23 protein-coding genes and 1 riboswitch are annotated in these 21293 nt (G+C 29.7%); of the genes, 18 read left to right on the top strand and 5 right to left on the bottom strand.

Annotation, left to right across the window (positions count from 1 at the left end; all coding sequences use genetic code 11):
- Positions 1–37: 37 nt before the first annotated feature.
- Positions 38–1216, bottom strand: coding sequence for a glycosyltransferase family 4 protein (locus OIO11_RS06740; RefSeq protein ID WP_268070675.1), 1179 nt, complete (start codon positions 1214–1216; stop codon positions 38–40).
- Positions 1217–1459: 243 nt separating this feature from the next.
- On the opposite strand from OIO11_RS06740, the gene OIO11_RS06735 reads away from it, so the two are divergent.
- Together OIO11_RS06735 and OIO11_RS06730 are read left to right on the top strand one after the other, a co-directional pair.
- The gene (locus tag OIO11_RS06735) at positions 1460–2173 is read left to right on the top strand and encodes a ferritin-like domain-containing protein (RefSeq protein ID WP_268070674.1); all 714 of its coding nucleotides are present in this window, start codon (positions 1460–1462) and stop codon (positions 2171–2173) included.
- 227 nt (positions 2174–2400) lie between these two features.
- On the top strand, positions 2401–3933 hold the full coding sequence (locus OIO11_RS06730) for an N-acetylglucosaminidase (RefSeq protein ID WP_268070673.1): 1533 nt from the start codon (positions 2401–2403) through the stop codon (positions 3931–3933).
- Positions 3934–4121: 188 nt separating this feature from the next.
- Here OIO11_RS06730 and OIO11_RS06725 read toward each other — a convergent pair whose 3' ends face one another.
- The 4 genes from OIO11_RS06725 to OIO11_RS06710 all read right to left on the bottom strand — a co-directional run bounded on the left by OIO11_RS06725 (position 4122) and on the right by OIO11_RS06710 (position 7705).
- Positions 4122–5414, bottom strand: a complete 1293-nt coding sequence (locus OIO11_RS06725) for a GntP family permease (protein ID WP_268070672.1) — start codon at positions 5412–5414, stop codon at positions 4122–4124.
- A gap of 19 nt (positions 5415–5433) precedes the next feature.
- Positions 5434–6009 (bottom strand): anti-sigma-I factor RsgI family protein, encoded by a 576-nt coding sequence (locus tag OIO11_RS06720; RefSeq protein WP_268070671.1) that lies wholly within the window; start codon positions 6007–6009, stop codon positions 5434–5436.
- 192 nt (positions 6010–6201) lie between these two features.
- A complete protein-coding gene (locus tag OIO11_RS06715; RefSeq protein WP_268070670.1) occupies positions 6202–7020 on the bottom strand; it encodes an anti-sigma factor domain-containing protein in 819 nt (272 codons plus the stop codon).
- Positions 7010–7705: a sigma factor gene (locus tag OIO11_RS06710; RefSeq protein ID WP_268070669.1), complete on the bottom strand. Its 696-nt coding sequence runs from the start codon at positions 7703–7705 to the stop codon at positions 7010–7012. Before OIO11_RS06710 ends, OIO11_RS06715 begins: the two co-directional genes overlap by 11 nt.
- Positions 7706–8031: 326 nt before the next feature.
- On the opposite strand from OIO11_RS06710, the gene OIO11_RS06705 reads away from it, so the two are divergent.
- The 16 genes from OIO11_RS06705 to OIO11_RS06630 all read left to right on the top strand — a co-directional run bounded on the left by OIO11_RS06705 (position 8032) and on the right by OIO11_RS06630 (position 21193).
- Positions 8032–9267: a DUF5667 domain-containing protein gene (locus OIO11_RS06705; RefSeq protein WP_268070668.1), complete on the top strand. Its 1236-nt coding sequence runs from the start codon at positions 8032–8034 to the stop codon at positions 9265–9267.
- Positions 9268–9589: 322 nt separating this feature from the next.
- Positions 9590–10573: an HD-GYP domain-containing protein gene (locus tag OIO11_RS06700; protein WP_268070667.1), complete on the top strand. Its 984-nt coding sequence runs from the start codon at positions 9590–9592 to the stop codon at positions 10571–10573.
- Between the two features lie 240 nt (positions 10574–10813).
- A complete protein-coding gene (locus tag OIO11_RS06695) occupies positions 10814–11176 on the top strand; it encodes an ArsR/SmtB family transcription factor (protein WP_268070666.1) in 363 nt (120 codons plus the stop codon).
- 18 nt (positions 11177–11194) lie between these two features.
- The gene (arsB, locus tag OIO11_RS06690; RefSeq protein WP_268070665.1) at positions 11195–12256 is read left to right on the top strand and encodes an ACR3 family arsenite efflux transporter; all 1062 of its coding nucleotides are present in this window, start codon (positions 11195–11197) and stop codon (positions 12254–12256) included.
- Between the two features lie 80 nt (positions 12257–12336).
- A complete protein-coding gene (locus OIO11_RS06685; RefSeq protein ID WP_268070664.1) occupies positions 12337–13050 on the top strand; it encodes a metallophosphoesterase family protein in 714 nt (237 codons plus the stop codon).
- 158 nt (positions 13051–13208) lie between these two features.
- Positions 13209–14378: an MFS transporter gene (locus OIO11_RS06680; RefSeq protein ID WP_268070663.1), complete on the top strand. Its 1170-nt coding sequence runs from the start codon at positions 13209–13211 to the stop codon at positions 14376–14378.
- Between the two features lie 188 nt (positions 14379–14566).
- Complete coding sequence (locus OIO11_RS06675) at positions 14567–15787, top strand: 4Fe-4S binding protein (protein ID WP_268070662.1); 1221 nt, start codon at positions 14567–14569, stop codon at positions 15785–15787.
- Positions 15788–15997: 210 nt separating this feature from the next.
- The gene (locus tag OIO11_RS06670; RefSeq protein WP_268070661.1) at positions 15998–16237 is read left to right on the top strand and encodes a thioredoxin family protein; all 240 of its coding nucleotides are present in this window, start codon (positions 15998–16000) and stop codon (positions 16235–16237) included.
- A 234-nt stretch (positions 16238–16471) separates the two neighbouring features.
- Positions 16472–16717 carry an ATP-binding protein gene (locus tag OIO11_RS06665; RefSeq protein WP_268070660.1) on the top strand — a complete coding sequence of 82 codons (246 nt, stop codon included), beginning with the start codon at positions 16472–16474 and terminating at the stop codon, positions 16715–16717.
- 21 nt (positions 16718–16738) lie between these two features.
- Positions 16739–17707: a permease gene (locus tag OIO11_RS06660; RefSeq protein ID WP_268070659.1), complete on the top strand. Its 969-nt coding sequence runs from the start codon at positions 16739–16741 to the stop codon at positions 17705–17707.
- A gap of 324 nt (positions 17708–18031) precedes the next feature.
- Positions 18032–18337: an ArsR/SmtB family transcription factor gene (locus OIO11_RS06655; RefSeq protein ID WP_268070658.1), complete on the top strand. Its 306-nt coding sequence runs from the start codon at positions 18032–18034 to the stop codon at positions 18335–18337.
- Between the two features lie 21 nt (positions 18338–18358).
- Positions 18359–18814 (top strand): HI0074 family nucleotidyltransferase substrate-binding subunit, encoded by a 456-nt coding sequence (locus tag OIO11_RS06650; RefSeq protein ID WP_268070657.1) that lies wholly within the window; start codon positions 18359–18361, stop codon positions 18812–18814.
- On the top strand, positions 18802–19089 hold the full coding sequence (locus OIO11_RS06645; protein ID WP_268070656.1) for a nucleotidyltransferase family protein: 288 nt from the start codon (positions 18802–18804) through the stop codon (positions 19087–19089). The genes OIO11_RS06650 and OIO11_RS06645 overlap by 13 nt, the downstream gene beginning before the upstream one ends.
- Positions 19090–19341: 252 nt before the next feature.
- Positions 19342–19424: riboswitch (cyclic di-GMP riboswitch) on the top strand.
- 248 nt (positions 19425–19672) lie between these two features.
- Positions 19673–20236 (top strand): GNAT family N-acetyltransferase, encoded by a 564-nt coding sequence (locus OIO11_RS06640; protein WP_268070655.1) that lies wholly within the window; start codon positions 19673–19675, stop codon positions 20234–20236.
- Positions 20237–20400: 164 nt separating this feature from the next.
- A complete protein-coding gene (locus OIO11_RS06635) occupies positions 20401–20859 on the top strand; it encodes a hypothetical protein (RefSeq protein WP_268070654.1) in 459 nt (152 codons plus the stop codon).
- Between the two features lie 76 nt (positions 20860–20935).
- The gene (locus OIO11_RS06630) at positions 20936–21193 is read left to right on the top strand and encodes a hypothetical protein (protein ID WP_268070653.1); all 258 of its coding nucleotides are present in this window, start codon (positions 20936–20938) and stop codon (positions 21191–21193) included.
- Positions 21194–21293: the final 100 nt, after the last annotated feature.

The following is a 21293-nucleotide window of genomic DNA, read 5'->3' as shown; positions in this document are numbered from 1 at the left end:
TGAAATCAAGAATCTTAAGATTTCAAGCTGTTGTTTTTTAGGCTGAAAACTGAGTGGAAAGATTTCCGCTTTCATTTGAAACTGTCTTATATACTTCTTCTACTTTTGCTGCAAAGGTTCTGGATGAGAACTTGTCAGCGGCAAGTTCAGCATTTTTTGCAATGGTATGTCTGTATTCTTCACTGGAGAATATAGCTTTTACTCCATTTCTGAATTCTTCTTCATTTTCATAAATAAATCCGTTTATTCCTGTTTCTACAACACCCTCTATGCAGGTATCGTATCTGCATATTACAGGAAGTCCGCTTGAAAGAGCTTCTATATAGGTAAGACCTTGAGTCTCACTTGTAGATGCAGTTACAAAGGCATCAGATATCTTATAGTATTTATATACATCACCAGGGTTAACCATTCCCGTAAAAATAACTTTATCTTCCAAATTACTGGATTTTGCCCGTGCTTTAAGATTGTCAAGGTAAGGACCTTTACCTACTATTAATAACTTTAGGTTATCAATCTCACCTTCCAACCTTGAGAACATTTCTATAATTTCATCAATATTTTTTTCATATGCAATTCTTCCTAAGAAAACAAGTACAGGATCATTAGCACCTATGCCGTATTTTGATCTTAACTGGATTTTTTCTTCTTCTGTAATGTTTTTTTGAAATCTGCTAAGGTCAATACCAGTAGGAATTATATTCATTGGTGATTTGACACCATATCCACGCAGCGCTTTTTCTACTTTTACAGTTGGGGCAATTACTCTATCAAAGGTATTTAATAAAAGTCTTGTAAGTGTTGCCATAGTTTTAGGAGTTATAACTTTGCCATTTAAGATATAGTCTAAATAATCCTCATACATTGTGTGATAAGTGTGTATATGAGGGATTTTTAGCTTGGAAGCTAAATGTTTTGCGTTAATCATAGTTGAAAACTCTGTTTGAGAATGAATTATATCCGGTTTCCAACTAAGAATAGATTCTCCTACTTCTGTATTAAAAGGTTTTTTAAATCTTATACCTGGATAAATCTTAAGATCAAAAGATTTTAATTTATATATATCACCATCAATTTTTTCTTTCCCATCTTCAGATAAAGTTAAAATTCTTACATCGTGACCCATAGCTTTCAATTCTTTATACAGATTATGAGTGGATATAACAACTCCACTAATATAAGGATAGTATGTATCTGTAGTTAATAGAATTTTCATAATGAATCCTCCAACGATTGTTTAAATTTTATATAATTAGTATTTCCTATGAAATATATTTTACACTTTTTTCTTTAAGAGTAAATTAAAAATATCTTAAAAGTTTCTTAAAAATTAATTTTCAATAAATATTAGAATAATTATACATTTTACATAAAGTAATATTAATATGTCAAAGTTGTAGGAACATTTATGAATTATTTAAATATTATAATATTGTAGTAATACTTTAGGAGGATAACCATGTATCAACCAATGCCTATGCAATATGGTATGATGTGGGATAAGGAAGGGTTGCAAAAATCCCTGGAGTTAATAAAAGAAGCGGTTTCTGGAGAAAGAGAAGATGAGTTGTTCTATGACTATTTAATAAGTGTAGCTCCTACCAGAGAGGAGAAGAAGATTATAGCTTCTATTCGTGATGATGAGAAAAAACATAATATGATGTTTAGAAGGATTTATAAGGACATTACAGGAATGGACGTAGAAGTTATGGAGGAAGAGACTTTTGAAAAACCTTCATCTTATTTGGAAGGCATAAAAAGAGCATTGTTTGGAGAATTGAAAGCAGTTGAAAAGTATAGAGTAATAAGACAAGGATTGCCAAACAGATACTATAGAGACATGCTATTTGAGATTATAACAGATGAGTTGAGGCATGCTTCTTTATACAACTATCTATATACTGAAAATCGCATGAAAATGACTAGAAGTATTGATAATAGTGATGACAGTAATGAAAGTTTTGATTCCTCAGTTCTATTAAACTCTATTATGCCAGTAGTAAGCAATGTAATAGATGAAATAGATGGTGCTGAGTTGGAGCGCTTAGCTAAAGACTTTGGCATATCTAATGTAATAGGAAAAGTAAGAGATTTTTTAGGTGAAATATCTAAAAAAGTGGAAGAATGGGAAAGAAGCAATGAAACAAAATTCTTTAAGAAACCTAAAAGATAGTAAATGGTATTTTTTCCAATTAATGTACAATACCTGCCTGAGAATAATAAAGGCAGGTATTGTATTAGCATGAAGATTGCTTGAAACCCCCTTTAAATGGTCTTTTTCAACGTAGAATATATAAGAGAATTATGATAATCTGAAATTGGATTTTGTTTATAAAAAATTCTTTAAAACTTCGTATATAATACGATAATATATTGCGGAGTAAAATAAGGGGGGAAAAAATGAGAAAAGTATCTAATTTAATAAAAACTATGTTTATTACAGTTTTATTTTTAACTATGTCTGTACCGGCTTTGGCTGAGGATTTAGACGTTAGTGAAATGCCAGCAAGAACAGAGACAAGCACTATTAAGCCTTGGACAGTAAATTTTAATATGGACTTAGATAAAAGCAGCATTAATGAGAGTAATATAACAGTTACTGATAACAAGGACAAGCCTTTAAAAGTAAATGTTACTTCAGGAAAGGATGCTAAAGCAATAGTCATATCTCCACCGGTGGGAGGATATGATCCCAAAGGTACTTATTGGATAACATTAAGTACTAATGTTAGATCTGTGTCAGGAAAAAAAATGTCTAAGCCTGTAAAAATGAAATTTACAACGGCTAATCAGTATGAAGATAGTACTAAATTTACTTCGCTGCCAATAATAAATAATATAAAATTTATTCAGAAAACTATTTTTGAAAACCAGAAGGTTGATTTTAATATATACTCAAATTATTCTGGTGATGTTCAGTACAGGGCGTTTATTTTTGAATATCCTAATGAAACTTATGATAATCCAAGGAAATATCCTGATAGCGGGTATACAGAGTTAACAAGAGGATACACAAGTGCTAAAAGTGCAGTTAATCCATACACTCTGTCATTATATAAGGGTTTTGCAAAAGGAAAGTACAAGCTTTTGGTATATGTAAAAAGGGCAGACAAAGCAGGGAAATATAAGAATAGTAACACTGATTATGATAATTATTACTCTACATATTTCAAGGTACTTGACAGCAGCATAATTGAAGATAGAGATGCTAATGCTACTATTGTTTATAAGGATTATAGCAAAACCTTAGATGAAGCTGTACAGGACCAAGTTGCAGGTGCACCTATTTTCAGCGACACTGGATGGAATGTACCAAGTGAAAATTTAATTAAATATTATATGAATGCAAATAACTTCTTGGATGATTACGGTAAATATTTATTCTTAAACCTTAATTACATGGATGGCGTTACTGCAGAAGAGCTAAACGCTATGCTAAAAGGGAAAGGTGTATTGGACGGTAAAGGAGAAGTATTTTTACAAGCTGCCAAGGATAGCGATATAAATCCTATATATCTTGTATCACATGCTATGCTGGAAACAGGCAATGGTACATCTGAATTAGCCAATGGTATTCTTGTGTCTTCTGTTGAGGGAAAACCAGTAGAATCTAAAGTATCATACAACATGTTTGGTGTACATGCTTATGATCATGATCCTAACGGATGTGGTTCTGAATATGCTTATACTGAAGGATGGTTTACTGTTGATGAAGCAATACTTGGAGGAGCTAAATACATAAGTACTGGATACATAAATAGTGATAAATATAAACAAAACACTCTTTATAAAATGAAGTGGAATATTGAGGTGACATGGCATCAGTATGCTACAGATATTGGATGGGCAAGAAAACAAATCTCTAGAATTAAAGAATTAATGGAACAGTGTAAAGGTGCTAAACCTGTTTACGAGATTCCTAATTTTAAATAAAGAAGTTTAATGAAATAAAAAACAAGTTGAAAGGTAGATATAATCTACCTTTCAACTTGTTTTTGTTTGAAGTTTTGCTAAGGTGAGAATTTCGCACTAATAACCGTTGGTTCAACGGGGATAGCGTGGGTAAACTTGTTCCGTTAGGAATATTGACCACGAAGCCACCATCTTCTATAAGTGGTAGTTCACATTCCGTAAATTATAGTAGCTATTATGCACATGGTTACACCAATAAGTGATTCATATGGTATTAGCTTCATACGTTCATTTATACTCATCTTAACAGATTCACCTGATACATGAAAGAAGTTACCGTGTGGTAAATGATCCATAACAGTTGCACCTGTATGTACCATAATAGAGGCACTTAATGCTCCTACTCCAGTACTTAAAATTGCCTTGCCAAAAGTACCTGCTGCTACAATTGTAGCTGTAGCAGTTGAAGCTGTTGCACCCGACATTAACACACCTGAAATCGGTGCTAAAAAAGTACTGGAAATGCCTAAAGCTTCAATACTACTAACTATAACATTACTTAAATTAGAATTAGATATAATTCCTGCTATTCCGCCTGCACCTATAAGAACAAGTGCAACGCCTGTCATTTTATTTAATCCTGAATTTGTATATTTAACGACTTCTTTAAATTGTCCCATTGCTATTAATCCTATTAATCCTGCTACTGGAAGTATAATCATAGAATCAATCTTAAAAGCTTTTAATGACTCAATATTTAATATATTTGCTATTGGATTGATTGATAATAAAACAATTGCTACAGCAGGAGCTACTATGGCTTTTGCAAAACTTGGTTTTTTATTATTATCTGTTATAGCAACCGCACATTCATATTCTTCAGTAATAATAGCTCCTTTATTGCTTATTAATTTGGAAACAAAATAAGTTATTATAAGTCCTGCTATAGCTGGTACCAATCCTTTTATCATAACACTAGCCAAGTCTACATTAAAACCTTTTGCAACTGCTATTGTATTTGGATTGGGAGAAATAATATTTCCAGCTTTACCGCCACCTATCATTGATAATAGTATTGACGATTTTGAAAGTCTAACCTTTTTACCAACTGATATTGCAATAGGTGCAACTATTATTATGGATACTGTAATAAACACTCCTACTGAAGTGATTACCATTGTAGCTAATGCAATAGCTAATAATGCTTTTTTTTCACCGAGTTTTTCTACTATAGTTTCAGCAATTTTTTCCGCTGCGCCTGAATCTATTAATATTCCAGCCATTACTCCTGCTGCTATAACGCGAATTACTGCTGGCATAACACTATTAGCTCCACTAATAATAATTTCTACGGTTTGATTTAAACTAGCTCCACCAGCAAGTCCCCCTACAATAGAACCTGTAAATAATGAATATAGTGGATGCACTTTTTTAAAAATTAATACAATAGCTACTATAAGTCCAAGCATTGCACCTAACCAATTAATAACAATACTTTCCATTGTTTTTCTCCTTAGTATATTATTTAATTGTTCCTGTTCCATTAGTATTTATCTGATATTTTAACTCCTGATGTTTCATGAAATTATCAAATTCTACAAGATCTATAACTCTATTGTCCTTGTTGGAAATATATATTGTAATTGGGTTCTTATCCTTAATATGATAGTCATTGATAGTTTTTTGATTTTTAGCTTCAGTAATAAGTGCCTCTAACCCTGTATTTATAGATTTATTTTTTAATTTTAGAGGATCAACAAGGTTTTTACCAGAGAGTTTAAAGGTTTTTACATCTATTATTTTATCCCATTTATTGATTTTTAGCTGTATAGTGGGTGGAATGTCCACTATAACTGTTGATGCGGGTGTAAAATAATAATATATATTTTGTCCTACTAACATTACTGCTATAATACAAGCTACGAATATTCCACCAACAGCCAGTGTGGAATCACCATTATATATTGCGCCTGTGTATATATCTCCTGTATTAGGAGTATAAGCCTTTAGTTTAATATTTATGAATTCACCTTTTACAGTTCTTACACACACATATTTATTATAGACTTTCATTACCACTCCTGTAGCTTTTTTCATAGTACTTCACCTACTTTGTATTTTAAAAATATGCTTTATAGTTTTACTTTAATTGATTATTGAAAGATTAATGTTAGTTATAATTTATTTGCTCTATTTATAAGTATTCTATTTTTTATTAGGTTTTTCCTTCTTTTATTTATCATGCTATTAGAAGAGTGGTGTTTTTAGTTATTTTTGTTAGCATTCAGTTTATTGTAGGTGCTTTTTTTTAGAGGATTTTTTATTTTCCGGTTTTGTTATCTTTTTTTTGTTTTTTTCATTAGAAGGTGACTTTTTCTCTACAGGTTTCATAGAGTTTTTTGTATTCTTCTTATTTTTTGACTTTTCAGAATTCTTTAAATTCTTATCCTCATCTTTATTACCATTTTGGTTATTTTTAGAATTAGAGTTATTTTGCTTATCAGCATTTTTTTTAGGTGTTGTAATATTATCTTTAGTATTATTAGAATTAACAGGTTCAGTATATTTGACTTCAAGTTCTAAATTTTTATCTTTTACTTTATTTTCAAACTCATGGATATTTAAGTTTAAATCTTTATCACTGTTAACATCTAAACTTATTTTCTTAGTATCTTCGGGTTTTGATTTTACAAGATTTTCTTTAGAGGCTTTATCTAAAAGTATATTTAAGCCTTCATTTATGGATTTGTTTTTTAAATTTACCGAATCAAGTATATTTTTCCCGTCATCATTTAAAGGCTGTGTGGCTATTATTTTGTTCCATCTGTTAATTTTTAGTTCTATTGAAGGATCAACTTTTAATACAAGTGACGCTACTGGGGTATAATAGGCATAAGCAGCTCCACCAAAGGAAAAAAATAAAATTAAACAAGCAGCCATTGCAGCATACTTAGATAAAGGCAGTTTACTTGAAGGTTTGCCATAATAAGTACTCCCAATAGGGGGAACGTTTCCTTTTATCTTGACTTTTACAAATTCCCCGTCTGGAGTTAATATGTATGCATATTTATTTTTAATTTCCATTACCATACCAGTTTTACTGTTCAAGATTTTCACCTACCTTTATGTTTAAATAAGATTTTATATAAGGATAATCTTCACTTGATAAAATAAGTATCAAGGTTAGAATATATCTACGCCATTTCTCTATATATTTCTTTTTAGTATTAGTCAGCAGAATAATTTGACTGACTGGGAGCAAGTGTTTGGCTTTAATGTATTTTAATATATCTTCATTTTTTGAACAAGTAACAGCCAAATTAAGTAGTTGATTTCGTGTATCTGTATGAGATGGTGATGCACTTATCAGTGAAGAAAATTCTAACTTATATTTTTTTAGTTCGGCAGAAAAAAGAGCTATTTCTTCAGCTCTTTTTTTATTTTCACAATCAATTTCATATTGATTCATAGAATGCTTATAATCTATATAATCTGGAATATTACTGTCCTCATCTTTATTATCGAATATTAAGTAAGGATTTGTACTGGATTTCCTAAAAAAGTCAATGAGGGAATTTTTGATTAATATAGATGCATAACTAAAAAAATTACCTCTAGTATTGGTATAGGTATTGCAAGCTTTGTTAAAGGCAATTAAAGCAATACTGAGTTCATCATCATTTTTCCAGTCTAAAGTTTTTTTACAAATTTTATAAGTAGTTTTATATATGAAATTTTTATTATTTTCTATGAAGCTATCTCTATTTTCATTTGACAGCAGATCAGGACTCACTATTATCACCTCTTTGTGTCTATATATACGTACGTATATATAGTGGGATTTTAGTAGGGGTTGAAATAAAGTTATTAGAAATTTTCACATATTTAAGACGATACATAGTTTTATGGTTAATACCTTTACAAAGATTATACGATAATTAGCGTTTTAATAAGAATATTGTATAGTCACAGTTATGAAGTATCAACTGGTAATATGTGATCAATATCTCAATGGATACCTATTTTAAACCAAAAAAATTTAATACCCCCTCAAAACTTTTAAAGGTGCCGTACATATAAGTGAAATTTATGACAAAAAAAGATTTGGGAGGAAACAACATGAAAAAGATAGCGTTATTTGTAGCAGGTTTAGTTGTTATGAGTGGGATTAATGGAAAAGCTTTTGCAGAAGGAGAAGTATCTTTAGCAAATTCAGCAGGTATAACACCTGACAGTATTCTTTATCCAGTTGACCAAGTAATGGAGGATATTAGCGTAGCATTAACTTTTGATGATGAGAAAAAAGTTGAAGTTATTTCTGAGATAGCTGAAGAAAGACTTGGAGAAAGCGAAGTTATGGCAGAAAAAGGAGAAGATGAGCTTGCTCAGGAAGCCGTACATGAATATGAAGAAAATATGAATGAAGCAAATGAGATGTTAGAAGAAATCATAGCAGATTCAGAAGAATCAGTTGACAATAGTCAGCAGGAAGAAGGTACAGAAGAAGTAGAAAATAAAGAAGAAACAGTAGAGAATGAAGAAGAAAATGTTGAAGAGTCTGACAATGAAAAATCAGAAGATTCAAGCGAAGTAACAGAAGATAATTTAGAAGAAGTAACAGAAGATAATTCGGGAGAAGAGATAACTGATAAAGAACTTGATGAAAGTGAAAATGAAGAATTAAAAGAGCTTGAAGAAAAAATAGTGGCTAAACAAATGAAGGCTATAGAAGTATTAAAGTCTATACAAGAAAAGGTAGGAGAAAATGCAAAACAAACTATAGCAAAAGTTATAGAAATGCAGACTGCAAAAAAAGAAGCAGTAATTGCAATGGTAGAAAAAAGACATTCTTTAAATGAAGTTAAGAGAACTTATAAAAACGCAGTATCTGAATTGGAAAAAGCAGAAGAAGCTGGTGATGAAGAAGCAATTAAAGCTGCAAAGGAAGCTATTGAAGCAAACAAAGAATTATACATAGCTTCAAAAGAAGAATTCAAAGGTGCTTTTAAAAATCATAAAAAAGTGGTTAAAGCAGCTAAAAAAATAAAAGAAGAGTTAAATGAAGATATGAAAGAAGAAGTAGAAGAAGGAAATATAACAAAGGAAGAAGCAGAACAAGTTAAGAAAATAGAAAAGGATATTGAAAAGATACCTAAGTACATAAAAGATAAGGTTTTAAACAAAGAAGAAATTGAGAAAAAAGTAAAGAATAAAAAAGAAACAGAAAAAGAAGAAGTTGAAGAAGATGAAGAAGATGAAGATAAAAAAGAAGAAAAAAAGGAAAAAGAAATAAGAAAAAAAGAAGAAGTAAAAGAAAAAGTGAAGGAAAAGAATAAAGAAAAGAAAAATGATTAGTATGTAAAAGCATATAAAAAGATACTATAAATAATATAAAAATATACATTTTAATACATCGTTCTGAAAGGGCTGTAATTTGGATTATATAAATTATATAATCCAAATTACAGTTTTTTTATTTGCGTATAAAAATTGAGAATGAGCGAACTATTACCACTTATAGAAGATTGGAGACTTCCACATAATTAAGTTAAATTTTAAAGTTATACCATCGATATATATAAATATACAAAAACATTGATTGAATAGTTATAAATTAATTCTGTATAATTTAAGTTTTTGTTTGTGATAGTTATTTTATAAAAAAGGGGAACAGATGATGAGACTTGTTTTGTTGAATGAAAAAATAATAGGAAAAGAATTGGCTATGTCCATTTATTTATCAAATGGTATGGTTTATGCAAAAAAAGGTTTAACTTTAAATGAAAAAAATATAAAAGTATTAAAAAATGTAGGCATAGATACTGTTTATATTCAAGATGAAAATGATGGTGTTAATTTAAGGGAACTGTTGAAAACACCAATAAGGATTGAAATAACAAATGAGCTGAAAAATGTATTTGACAATATAAAGAAGAATAATACGGTTGACGAGAATAGAATTACAAATATTGTTGATAAAATAATTAAAAATATAGATGTATCAGAAAACTCATTTTTATTAAATAACCTTGGAGAAAAAGATGAAGATTCAAAGTTAATTAGTCATTGTATTAATGTAGCTTTACTTTCAGTAATGATTGGAATAAATAAAAATTATGATGAGAGCAAACTTGAAAAATTAGCGGCAGGTGCTTTGCTGCATGATGTGGGAAAACTGTTGGAAAATAATGAAAACCACTGCAAAACAGGATATAATGTAATAAAAATGGGAAGTCGAATACCAGTTACGTCATATATGTGCATTTTACATCATCACGAATATGAAGATGGTACAGGATACCCTGAAAAAGTAAAGGGAGACAAAATTCACGAGTTTTCAAAAATAATTTCATTATGCAATGAATATACTAATTTGCTAGAGTCAAAGAAATTCAGATTGCCTAGTGAAGCAATGGAATATATAACTGCATTAGCAGGAGAGAAATTTGATAGTGAAATATATAAAACTTTTACTAATTCTATATATTGTTATCCAAATGGATTATATGTAAGATTGAACAATGGTATGGAAGGTGTTGTAGTTTTACAAAATAAAAATTTTCCTACAAGACCTATGATAGGAGTTATACAGAATGGAAATCCTGTTATATATAGTTTAATGGACAACCTGACATTATTTATTGAAAAAATTGTATTATAATATAGCTAATGTTATAAAAGCCGCAAGCATTTAAAATTACTCGCTTGTGGCTTTTATATTTGTTAAAGTGATGATTACTTTATAGATGTTTGAAGAAAACCAAGCAAGGTATATAATTTCTAACCACCAATTTTTCAATTAACATGTATTTTACATAAAAATAATTGTATTTTAAAATTTTCAATGGTACTATATGAGTATAAGTGAATATAATAATATAATAATACAGGAGGAACAAAGGTGAAAATAGTAAGTATCATAAAAGCGCTATCAGATGAAACAAGAATTAGAATACTGAATTTGCTTAAGGATGAAAAATTATGTGTTTGTGAAATAGAACATGTACTTGAAATAACTCAATCAAACGCTTCCAGGCATTTGAATAAATTAAAAGGAGAAGAAATAATAAAATCAGAAAAGAACGCTCAATGGGTTTATTATGAAATTAATAAAGATACCCTAGACAAACACCCTTTTATAAAAACATTTCTATATGGTGAGCTAGAGAAAATTGAGAAGTGTAAAGAAGATTTGGAAAAACTAAAGGAATTTAAGAAAAGTGGAATGAGTTGTGAGGATTTAACTAAGAATTGCAAGAAATAATATTTATGGAGGATGGGAATGAATAGTAAAAATTCAGCTATAAAAGAAAGAAATTTAGGATTATTTGAGAGGTATTTAACTTTATGGGTAGCAATATGCATTGTAATCGGAGTTATGATTGGAAAGTTTATACCACAGTTTCCAGAAACTTTGAGCAAGTTTGAATATGCTCAAGTTTCAATTCCAGTTGCTGTTTTAATATGGCTTATGATTTACCCTATGATGATTCAAATTGATTTTAGCAGTATCAAAGATGTTGGAAAGAAACCAAAAGGATTATTTATAACTTTGGTTGTTAATTGGATTATAAAACCTTTTACTATGTATTTTTTTGCATGGCTATTCTTAAAAGTGTTATTTGCAGGAATAATTCCAGAAAACCTTGGAACAGAATATGTGGCAGGAGCTGTCTTATTGGGAGCAGCACCATGTACTGCTATGGTGTTTGTTTGGAGTTATCTCACTAATGGAGATCCCATATATACTTTAGTACAGGTAGCAGTTAATGATTTGATTATATTGTTTGCTTTTGCACCAATAGTTATGTTTTTACTAAAGGTCAGTAATGTAGCAGTACCTATAGATACAGTTATATTATCGGTAGTGCTATTTGTATTAATTCCACTTGTATTTGGGTATGTTACTAGAACTAAATTGATAAAAGCTAAGGGTCTAGACTGGCTTGAAAATGTATTTATTAAAAAATTAGGCAAGATAACTATTGTAGGACTTCTTTTAACTTTAATAATTATATTTTCTTTTCAGGGAAATGTTATTTTAAGTAATCCACTGCATATAGTATTGATTGCTATTCCTTTAATAATACAGACATTTTTCATATTTTTCATTGGATACTTGTGGTCAAGAAAGTGGAAAATTAATAGAGCTGTAGCAGCACCTTCTGCTTTAATTGGAGCAAGTAATTTCTTTGAACTGGCAGTAGCAGTTGCAATTTCATTATTTGGACTAAAGTCAGGTGCGGCAGTTGCGACAGTGGTAGGAGTATTAGTAGAAGTACCCGTAATGCTTGCATTAGTTAAGATAGCAAATAAAACAAAAGATTGGTTTCCACAAGAATAAATTACAAATGAAAATATTGATTCAGCAGAATTGATATAAAAAATATTAGCATGACATGAGAATATAAGGAGGAAACACCTGTGAAAATAGCAGTAATATCAGATATACACAGCAATATCTATGCTTTGGAGGAAGTTTTAAAGGATATACACAATAGGAATGTAGATTTAACTGTATGCGTTGGGGATTTAGTAGGATACTGTACTTTTCCAAATGAAGTAATTGATTTGATAAGAAAAGAGAATATACTAACTATTATGGGTAACTATGATGATGCAGTAGGTAATATAAGAATTGCTTGTGGATGTGATTATCCTGATCCTAAGGATGCAGAAAATGCAGCTGCCTCTCTAAGCTGGACAATAGAAAATACAAGTGAGGAAAACAGGAAATATTTAAGAAGACTTCCAAGTGAAATAAAATTTATATTTGAAGGGAAAGAGATAACTTTTGTCCATGGAAGTCCAAGAAGAATCAATGAATATTTAAAAGAAAATTCAGAAGAAGCAGAAGAGGTTATGAAGTATTTTACAGAAGATATTTTAGTTTGTGGTCATACTCACAAGCCTTATTATAAGATGTATGGAGAAAAAATGCTTATTAATGCAGGAAGCATTGGAAAGTCAAAGACAGGTAAACCTGATGCTAATTATGTATTTGTAGATATAAACAAAGATGAGGTAGAAGTAGATATTATTGAAGTACCTTATGACTTTGAAAAGACAGCAAAAGCCATAGAAGAAGCAGGACTTCCAAAGGAGTTTGCTGAACTTATAAGGACTGGCAGAGGTTAAAAGAAAAAAATATTAAAAACACTGGAAATTTTCTAGTGTTTTTTTTGTATGTGTTACTAAATGTTGACAAATAGCATATAATATATTATTATATCACTATATTAGAATATTGTAATATAGTGATATAATTTGATAAATGGATTTGGGAGGGATAAAGTATGAAAAATAAAAATTTAGGCAAAATGCTTTTTATACTTGGTATTATGGCATTTTGGGCAAATGGAGATAACTATGCGGCTGCACCATTACTTATTGATATTGCAAAAGATTTAAATATAAGTATTGGTAGTGCAGCTATTTCTGTAACGGCTTATATGCTTTCTTTTGGATTTTTCACAATTATATTTGGGCCTTTAGGAGATAGATTTGGAAAAACTAAGGTTATTAAAATAGCAGCTTTTGGAACAGCAATTTTTAGTTGTTTAGGTGCTTTAGCATTCAATCTTAAATCACTAGTAATGATTCGTGCTATAAATGGAGCTTTTGGTGCAGGAATTTTCCCGGTAACTATGGCTTTGATTGGTGAAAGTTTTGATGATTCAAATAGGCAAAATGTAATAGGAAAAGTAATGGGTATGATGTTTTTAGGAGGGGCTTCGGCTACGGCTATAGGAGGAGGACTTGCGTATATAGGTTCTTGGAGAACTGTTTATCTTGTTTATGGAATTGCAGAATTTATAACAGCTTTAGTTATGTTGAAGATATTAGAAAAGAGTGATGGGGTTATTGATAAATTGAATTATGGAAAAGTATATGGAGAAGCCCTTGGAAATAAACAATTAGTTAAAATAGTAAGTATTATATTTTTTGTAGGATTTAGTGTTTTCGGTAGCTTTACTTATTCAGGGGAATTTGTAAAGAATGTAACAGGACATAATATTTTCATTGTTGGCTTGATATTATCAGTATTTGGTGTATCAACAGTAGTTGGAGGAAGAAAATCTGGAGTTATAAGACAGAAAATTGGAAAGAAATTTCTTTTGTTTGCAGGTATTTTAGGTAGTGTATCTCTAATGGGATTATCTTTGTCAAACTCAACTATAACAATAGCTGTTACTTTATTTGGATTTGGATTAGCTTTTGTTTTATTCCAATCTACTTTAGTAAACACAGCACAACAAATTATGCCTAAATTAAGAGGTACAGCTATGTCACTAGCATCTTTTAATATGTTTGTAGGTGGAGGAATAGGAACTTTAGTTAATAGAAAGATTCTTGATAGCTTTGGGATAAACAGAATTTTTTTAACTGCTTCCATAGTTATGTTTATAGTAGGAATAGTAGCGTTTATGGTAATAAACTCGATTAAAATAAGGAAAAATGCATAGAATAAGAAATTATTAATAAATAAAATCTATACTTACATTAGATTAATAATAATCCTCCTATGGTAAAAATATAGGGGGATTATTATTTTTTAATTCAATAAATCTACAAAAAATCTTCACATTTATATAATACAATAAAGAGAATAATTAATAGCATTACTGATTTATAAAAATGAATAGGAGGAGAAATGAAAAAGGATATAAATAGAATTAAAATTTCAAGAATTTTCATACAAATTATATTTTTTGTGTTTTTTACAGAGTTATTTTCTTTAGTTTTTAGTTCAATGAAAAGTATTTATTTGGGTGCGATGAATGGAAATTTAGAAACTGTAAATATTGTCACATCCCTAGTGCCGATTGTCACAATAGTATTTTTAGTATTAGTTTTAGGAAGATTTTTTTGTGGATGGCTATGTGCTTTTGGAGCATTAAATGATTTTATTTTTAATATATCTAAAAGAGTATTTAGGCTTGATTTTAAAGTGAATGAGAAATTAGATTCTGTGTTAAAATACCTTAAATATGTGATACTAGCGTTAATTATAATTTTGGGGTGGACAAAGAGTGAGCCTTTAATAGATATGTATAATCCATGGAATGCTTTTGCAGAATTAAGAATGCTTCCACAAGTTTTAAAACATCATCCTATGCAGTTTGGGATACTGGCATTTATTATCTTGGGAGCTGCTTTGATAGAACGATTTTTTTGCAGATATTTATGTCCTCTTGGAGCAGTGCAAGCTTTAATATCAAAAGGTAGGTTCTCATGGCTTATTAGAGATAACAATACTTGCGGAAAATGCAATTTATGTACAAAAAACTGTTCTATGGGCATAAATATATCTAAGTTAAAAAAGGTTAAAAGTGGAGAATGTATAGGGTGTTTAAAATGTGTTGGAAATTGTCCAAAAGGTAATTTTAAAATCAGTATCCTGAAACAAAAAATTAAACCTATGACATATGTATTAATAGGACTTATTTTATTTTTAAGTATATACTCATCTAAATATATTCTAGAAAAAACATTAGCAGTATCAGATATGCAGTTGCAAACTAAACAAGAGTTACAAATAAAAGTCAGTGCCAAAGAAGAGAATGACTATAAGAGTACTGATAAAGAAAAAATCTATAAGGATGGAGTTTATACTGGAGTTTCAGTAGGAAAGCGTCCAGAGATTACAGTTAAAGTAACTATAGAAAGAGATAAGATAATGTCCATTGAAATAGTATCTCATAAAGAATCTATGGAGTATTGCCAAAGACCTTTTAAAGTAATTCCCAAGGAAATAATATCATCTCAATCTGTAGAGGTAGATGCTGTATCTGGAGCTACAAATACCAGTACCAGATTAATAAAAGCAGTAGAAAATGCTGTTGAAAAAGCTAAAAAGGATAATGTTAGTTAAAAATAATATGTGAAGCTTTACCCTTAATATTTGAAAGATTTTATAGAGGAGAAGCTTCGAGATTTAGAAAAACAGGGGGAACAGGTATGGGTTTTACCATAATAGAAAACCAAAAAAGTATTATTTTACAAATAAAACAACATTTAAGATTGAAATAATTATATTAGAATATTATAATATAGTTATACAATGTTTATGGAGGTAATGATTATGAAGATTAAGGTTTTAGGAATGGGTTGTACAAATTGTAAGAAGTTAGAGGAAAATGTTAAGAAAGCTGTAAAAGAGATGAATGTAGATGCAGAGGTTACAAAGGTAGAAAATATGAAAGACATAATGGCATATGGAGTAATGAGAACACCTGCTGTTGTAATAGATGAAAAGGTTAAAGCTTTTGGAAAAGTATGTACTGTAGAAGAAATTAAAAAGCTTATAGAGGACGAAAAATAAGATTTTAATATATTAAGACTTAGAGTAGCTTCCTATGTATTATAGGAAGCTGTTGTTGTATTAATAACTATAAAGTGAAATTTAGTTCAGATAGAATATTAGAAGTGTTAGTTGTGGGATAAAAGTATAGAGTGGGCAGAAGGATCAGAATAAATTTTAGTTTTTATTGACACTTTTTACATATAAGCATATAATTATATTAGAAAATACTTATATAGTTTAGGGGGATTAATAATGTCAAAAACATGGTATCCAGTAATAGACATTGCAAAATGTGTTGAATGTGGAATTTGCGCTGATTTTTGTACTCATGGAGTTTATGAAAAAAGAGGAGAACATCCAATTGTAGTAAATCCAGAAGGATGTGTACAAGGATGTAAAGGGTGTTCAAAACAGTGTCCACAAGGAGCAATTGAATATGTTGGAGATAATGGACAAGAAAATAATGGATGCAGCTGCGGGTGCTGCTGTGGAAACTAATTATTAAGAGGATGTGATTAAATGTTTACACCAATTCAATGGTTTGCAGATTGGCTAGTTTACAATGTTATGGGAATTGATAAGGCATCAAACTTAGGTGGTGCTTTAAATTTCTTTTTCTTTGATACAATAAAGATATTTATATTGTTGTTAATGATTATTTACGCAATTACTTTTATCAGAAGCTTCTTTCCACCAGAAAAGACGAGAAAGATACTTGCTAAAAATAAAGGGAATACTTTTGTAGGACATATTTTGGCAGCTTTACTTGGAATTGTAACACCATTTTGTTCATGCTCGGCAGTTCCGCTTTTTATAGGATTTGTTGAAGCTGGAGTCCCTCTTGGAGTTACATTCTCATATTTAATAGCTGCACCTATGGTAAATGAAGTAGCCTTAGGGCTTTTATATGGTTTGTTTGGATGGAAAATAGCTTTAATGTATATAGCATCAGGGGAAATTATAGCTATAGTCAGTGGTATAATTATAGGAAAGCTTAAACTAGAAAAATATGTTGAAGGCTATGTTTATGAAATGAAGGTAGGAGATGCTTGTATAGATATTCCAGATCCTACAATGAAAGAAAGATTGAAAGACGCATGGATATTTACAAGAGATTTAATAAAGAAGGTTTGGATTTATGTAATAGTAGGTATTGCAATTGGTGGTATCATGCATGGATGGATTCCAAGCGGTGCTCTTGCCAAATATGCAGGAAAAGATAATCCATTTGCAGTATTTATAGGAGTGGCATTTGGTATTCCTCTATACTCAAATGCAGCAGGAGTTATACCTCTTGTTAGTGAACTTACAAGAGCAGGAGTTGCTATGGGAACAGCGCTTTCCTTCATGATGGCAGTAACAGCTTTAAGCATACCTGAAATGATTTTATTAAAACAAGTGTTAAAACCCAAGCTATTAGCTATATTTGTAGCTATAGTTGGAATAGGAATAGTATTTACAGGATATCTATTTAATTTTATAATATAAGTTAAAAAAGGATGGCTCAGCAAGAGTACATCCTTTTTAAATATGATAAAATGTAATTGAAATAAAAATACATTTACAATTATTCAAATAAATCTTAAAATGTCANTGGTGACTGGTGACTGGTGACTGGTGACTGGTGACTGGTGACTGGTGACTGGTGACTGGTGACTGGTGACTGGTGACTGGTGACTGGTGACTGGTGACTGGTGACTGGTGACTGGTGACTGGTGACTGGTATAGAGCGCGATAATATAACTTTAGCTAAAACTTTGGTTAACAATAAAAACTATAAGCAAAACAACAAAAAAGAGGACGGTGTTTCAAATGTCATTAGAAGATATGTACGTAAGAGTATTTAAAGCTTTAGCTCATCCTATAAGAATAAAAATTGTAAAAAGTCTTATACCAGGAGAATTATGTGTTTGTGAATTAAATGGTGATATTGATTTCAGCCAATCTAACTTATCACAGCATTTAAAGATATTAAAGGATGCTGGAATTTTAAAGTCAGAAAAAGATGGTCTGAACATAATGTACAGCATAAAGAATGAAAGGGTTATAGAAGTTCTTAATATTGTTGAAAATATGATTAAGGATGAAATAAAGAACATGAGTGAAAAGCTGGATTAAAGTAAGGAGGTAAGAATTCATTTGAGCGGAATCTTAGATAAATATAATGAATCAATAAATTTAACATATAATTATACGTATAGAATGTTAATGCATTTAAAAAATATTAGGGATAATTTCAATAAACTAGATAATCCTGATGAAATAACTAGAGAAGTATACAGAGATTCTATAATAAAAAAGTATGAAACATTAGAAGATTTAACATGGAAGCTATTGTCTAAAATATTTAAAGCTTCAGGGTTAGAGATAAACAATCCAAGAGGATGCTATAAGCAAGCCTTTAAAGAGGGGTTTATAGATGATATAGATGTTTGGAATGAGATTTTATTATCAAGAAATGCCACAGCACATATTTATGATGAAGCTGATTATGAAAAAATTAAAAATAAGATATTAAAAGAATATATAGATGCTATAGAAAAATTATTAGGTAATATTTCAGAAAAAAGTGATGTGATAAAATGTATGGAATAAATGAAAAAGTATATAGAAGTTTAATTAAGTATTTTGAAAACAATAGTAAAATACGAAAGGTAATTTTGTTTGGTTCTAGAGCAAAAGGTACTGCAAATATAAATTCTGATATAGACCTTTGCATAGATAGTTCAGAAAAAGGCAGAGGAACTATTGTAGAAGAAATAAATGACTTAATAGGGATTTATTCTTGTGATATTGTTTTTTTAGATTCATTAAATGAAGAGATAGAAAAACAAATAAAGAGAGATGGAATTGAAATCTACAGAGGTTAAAAAATGGGCTGTGTCAAAATAGAAAGTGATTTCTGTTTTGACACAGCTTTTTTATGGAAAAGGGAACTTTAAGGAACTATTCTTATTGAATAAAAAAACAAAAAAAAAATAAAGTTACAAATTTCGACAAGAAATACATCGAAAATATTATAAAATAAAGAAAATATAGGTATACACCAACTATCTCTACATAGTCTATTTGAAAGCAGCTTATAGGAAGATAGAAATATAAGTAAATATATTAATTTTAAGATTTATGTTAGAGCAGAAGAAGCATGACTATATTTGGACGCTTATGTCATGTGGATGCAGTAGCGTAACCGGCTAACTACTATGTGGTTAGCTTTTTTGTTTTTCAAAAGCTTAAAAAGCTGAAAAATTTACTGAACATTGCAAAACTTGAAAGAGGATTACTTACATCAACCATTCGTATTAAACATCATGTACATAGTTTTTTTGCGCTTTTAGCTTGGTGATTATCAATTAGCTTAGTAAAGCTTAGGAATGACTTAATAGATTTAGACATATCAAGCAAACAGATAATTCCGAGAGACTATTAAAATATAAGGAGGGCACTTGCAAAATGAAAGTAAAAGAGATTTTTAAACAGTTTCCACAAATTGAAGCAGAAAAATTGATTTTAAGAGAAGTTAAAGAAGGAGATAAAAAAGAGATATTTAATATTTTTTCAGATAGTGAAATAATGAAATACTATGATTTAATTCCATTTAAATCAATTGAAGAAGCAGAACACTTAATCAGTAAATTTAATGATGATTTTGCTAAAGAAAATGGTATTCGGTGGGGTATTACCAAAAAAGATAGTGATAAAATTATTGGGACATGTGGTTTTCATAGTTGGTCAAAGGAGTCTTTTAAAGCACAAATTGGATATGAATTACTAAAAGAGTATTGGAGACAAGGTATAATGGCTGAGTCATTAAAAGCTATAATTTTATTTGGCTTTGAAAGCTTAAATTTAAATAGAATCGAAGCTCTTGTAGAATTAGAGAATGTTTCTTCACAGAAATTGCTTTGTAATTTAGGTTTTCAAAAAGAAGGGGTCTTAAGAGAGAATGAATTTTGTAGAGGAAAGTTTTTGGACTTAATAATGTTCTCTCTTCTGAAGAATGACTTTACAAAGTAAATCTATAGTGATTTACTGAGCTATGTCCGATTTGCTAGTCAAAGCTTAAAGGATATTCAGGGAATCAAAATGTAAATATTGATATGACCCCAGGGGTATAACAGACACTATAATAAGTTAGTTATTGGATAGGAGCAAGTTCAGATTGGGGAGGAAGATGAGTAATGAATGTTTTTAAAAAGTTATCTATAGAAATTGATGAAAAAGATGAAAGAATAATATTATTAAAAGATAAAGTTGTATCTGAGTATTATAATATTATAACTATAATTTTTCTTGTGTATGATATGTATAAAAGAATGTATCTTGGACAAGCAACATATTTTGTGCTAGTTATTTTGGGATTGCAAGTATATAAAGATATGAGGCTTGCTTCAGAAGGTGCTTATAAATTTAGTAAGGAAATATTAATAAAATCTAAAATTTGTTTATTTCTTTTTATGCTTTATTTAGGTAATTTTCCATATAGTTTAATAGATAATAAATGGAAACAAGTTTTTCTGGGTACATATTTTATAGGGATGATTGTGTTAGGTATGTTATATAAAAAAATACTCAAGTGTTTTTTTAGAAGATGGGAGATTAGAGATTCAATAGCTCATCAAGAAGATAATGCTTTATAATTTATAGATAAAGAATATAGAATTATAAAAATAAAGAGAGAATTGAAAGAACTTTTATATGTAAATGGAGGAAAAAATGATAGAAGTTAAAATTGATAATCAACTAAAAGAAAAAAGTAAAGATGTTAAATTAGGGGTAATTAAATATAAAGCTGAAGTAAAAGAATCATCAGAAGCATTAAATGCTGAATTAGATAATCTATGTATTAATCTACAAGAAAAATGTTCAATTCAAGATGTTTTAAAAATTGGAAGTATTCAAGATATAAGAGAGGTATATAAGAGGTTAGGTAAAGACCCTAGTAGATATTGTTCTGGTCAAGTAAAATTGTAACACTTTTGCCTAATATTTTTATGAGCTGTACCGAGCTTCAAAAGGAGTTAATCCTTTATTGAAGGAATGAGGTCTAAGATGGTTATACCAGCTATAGGCA

It is taken from the genome of Clostridium sp. ZS2-4 (assembly GCF_026719745.1).
Classification (GTDB): domain Bacteria; phylum Bacillota; class Clostridia; order Clostridiales; family Clostridiaceae; genus Clostridium_H.
Note: the sequence above shows the minus strand (reverse complement) of the source record. Positions and strands in the feature narration are given on the sequence as shown.

Bases quoted from the DNA above. Each gene is read 5' to 3' on its own strand.
- OIO11_RS06740 (WP_268070675.1), bottom strand. From the start codon at position 1,216: ATGAAAATTCTATTAACTACAGATACATACTATCCTTATATTAGTGGA.
- OIO11_RS06735 (WP_268070674.1), top strand. From the start codon at position 1,460: ATGTATCAACCAATGCCTATGCAATATGGTATGATGTGGGATAAGGAA.
- OIO11_RS06730 (WP_268070673.1), top strand. From the start codon at position 2,401: ATGAGAAAAGTATCTAATTTAATAAAAACTATGTTTATTACAGTTTTA.
- OIO11_RS06725 (WP_268070672.1), bottom strand. From the start codon at position 5,414: ATGGAAAGTATTGTTATTAATTGGTTAGGTGCAATGCTTGGACTTATA.
- OIO11_RS06720 (WP_268070671.1), bottom strand. From the start codon at position 6,009: ATGAAAAAAGCTACAGGAGTGGTAATGAAAGTCTATAATAAATATGTG.
- OIO11_RS06705 (WP_268070668.1), top strand. From the start codon at position 8,032: ATGAAAAAGATAGCGTTATTTGTAGCAGGTTTAGTTGTTATGAGTGGG.
- OIO11_RS06700 (WP_268070667.1), top strand. From the start codon at position 9,590: ATGAGACTTGTTTTGTTGAATGAAAAAATAATAGGAAAAGAATTGGCT.
- arsB (WP_268070665.1), top strand. From the start codon at position 11,195: ATGAATAGTAAAAATTCAGCTATAAAAGAAAGAAATTTAGGATTATTT.
- OIO11_RS06680 (WP_268070663.1), top strand. From the start codon at position 13,209: ATGAAAAATAAAAATTTAGGCAAAATGCTTTTTATACTTGGTATTATG.
- OIO11_RS06675 (WP_268070662.1), top strand. From the start codon at position 14,567: ATGAAAAAGGATATAAATAGAATTAAAATTTCAAGAATTTTCATACAA.
- OIO11_RS06670 (WP_268070661.1), top strand. From the start codon at position 15,998: ATGAAGATTAAGGTTTTAGGAATGGGTTGTACAAATTGTAAGAAGTTA.
- OIO11_RS06665 (WP_268070660.1), top strand. From the start codon at position 16,472: ATGTCAAAAACATGGTATCCAGTAATAGACATTGCAAAATGTGTTGAA.
- OIO11_RS06660 (WP_268070659.1), top strand. From the start codon at position 16,739: ATGTTTACACCAATTCAATGGTTTGCAGATTGGCTAGTTTACAATGTT.
- OIO11_RS06655 (WP_268070658.1), top strand. From the start codon at position 18,032: ATGTCATTAGAAGATATGTACGTAAGAGTATTTAAAGCTTTAGCTCAT.
- OIO11_RS06645 (WP_268070656.1), top strand. From the start codon at position 18,802: ATGTATGGAATAAATGAAAAAGTATATAGAAGTTTAATTAAGTATTTT.
- OIO11_RS06640 (WP_268070655.1), top strand. From the start codon at position 19,673: ATGAAAGTAAAAGAGATTTTTAAACAGTTTCCACAAATTGAAGCAGAA.
- OIO11_RS06635 (WP_268070654.1), top strand. From the start codon at position 20,401: ATGAATGTTTTTAAAAAGTTATCTATAGAAATTGATGAAAAAGATGAA.
- OIO11_RS06630 (WP_268070653.1), top strand. From the start codon at position 20,936: ATGATAGAAGTTAAAATTGATAATCAACTAAAAGAAAAAAGTAAAGAT.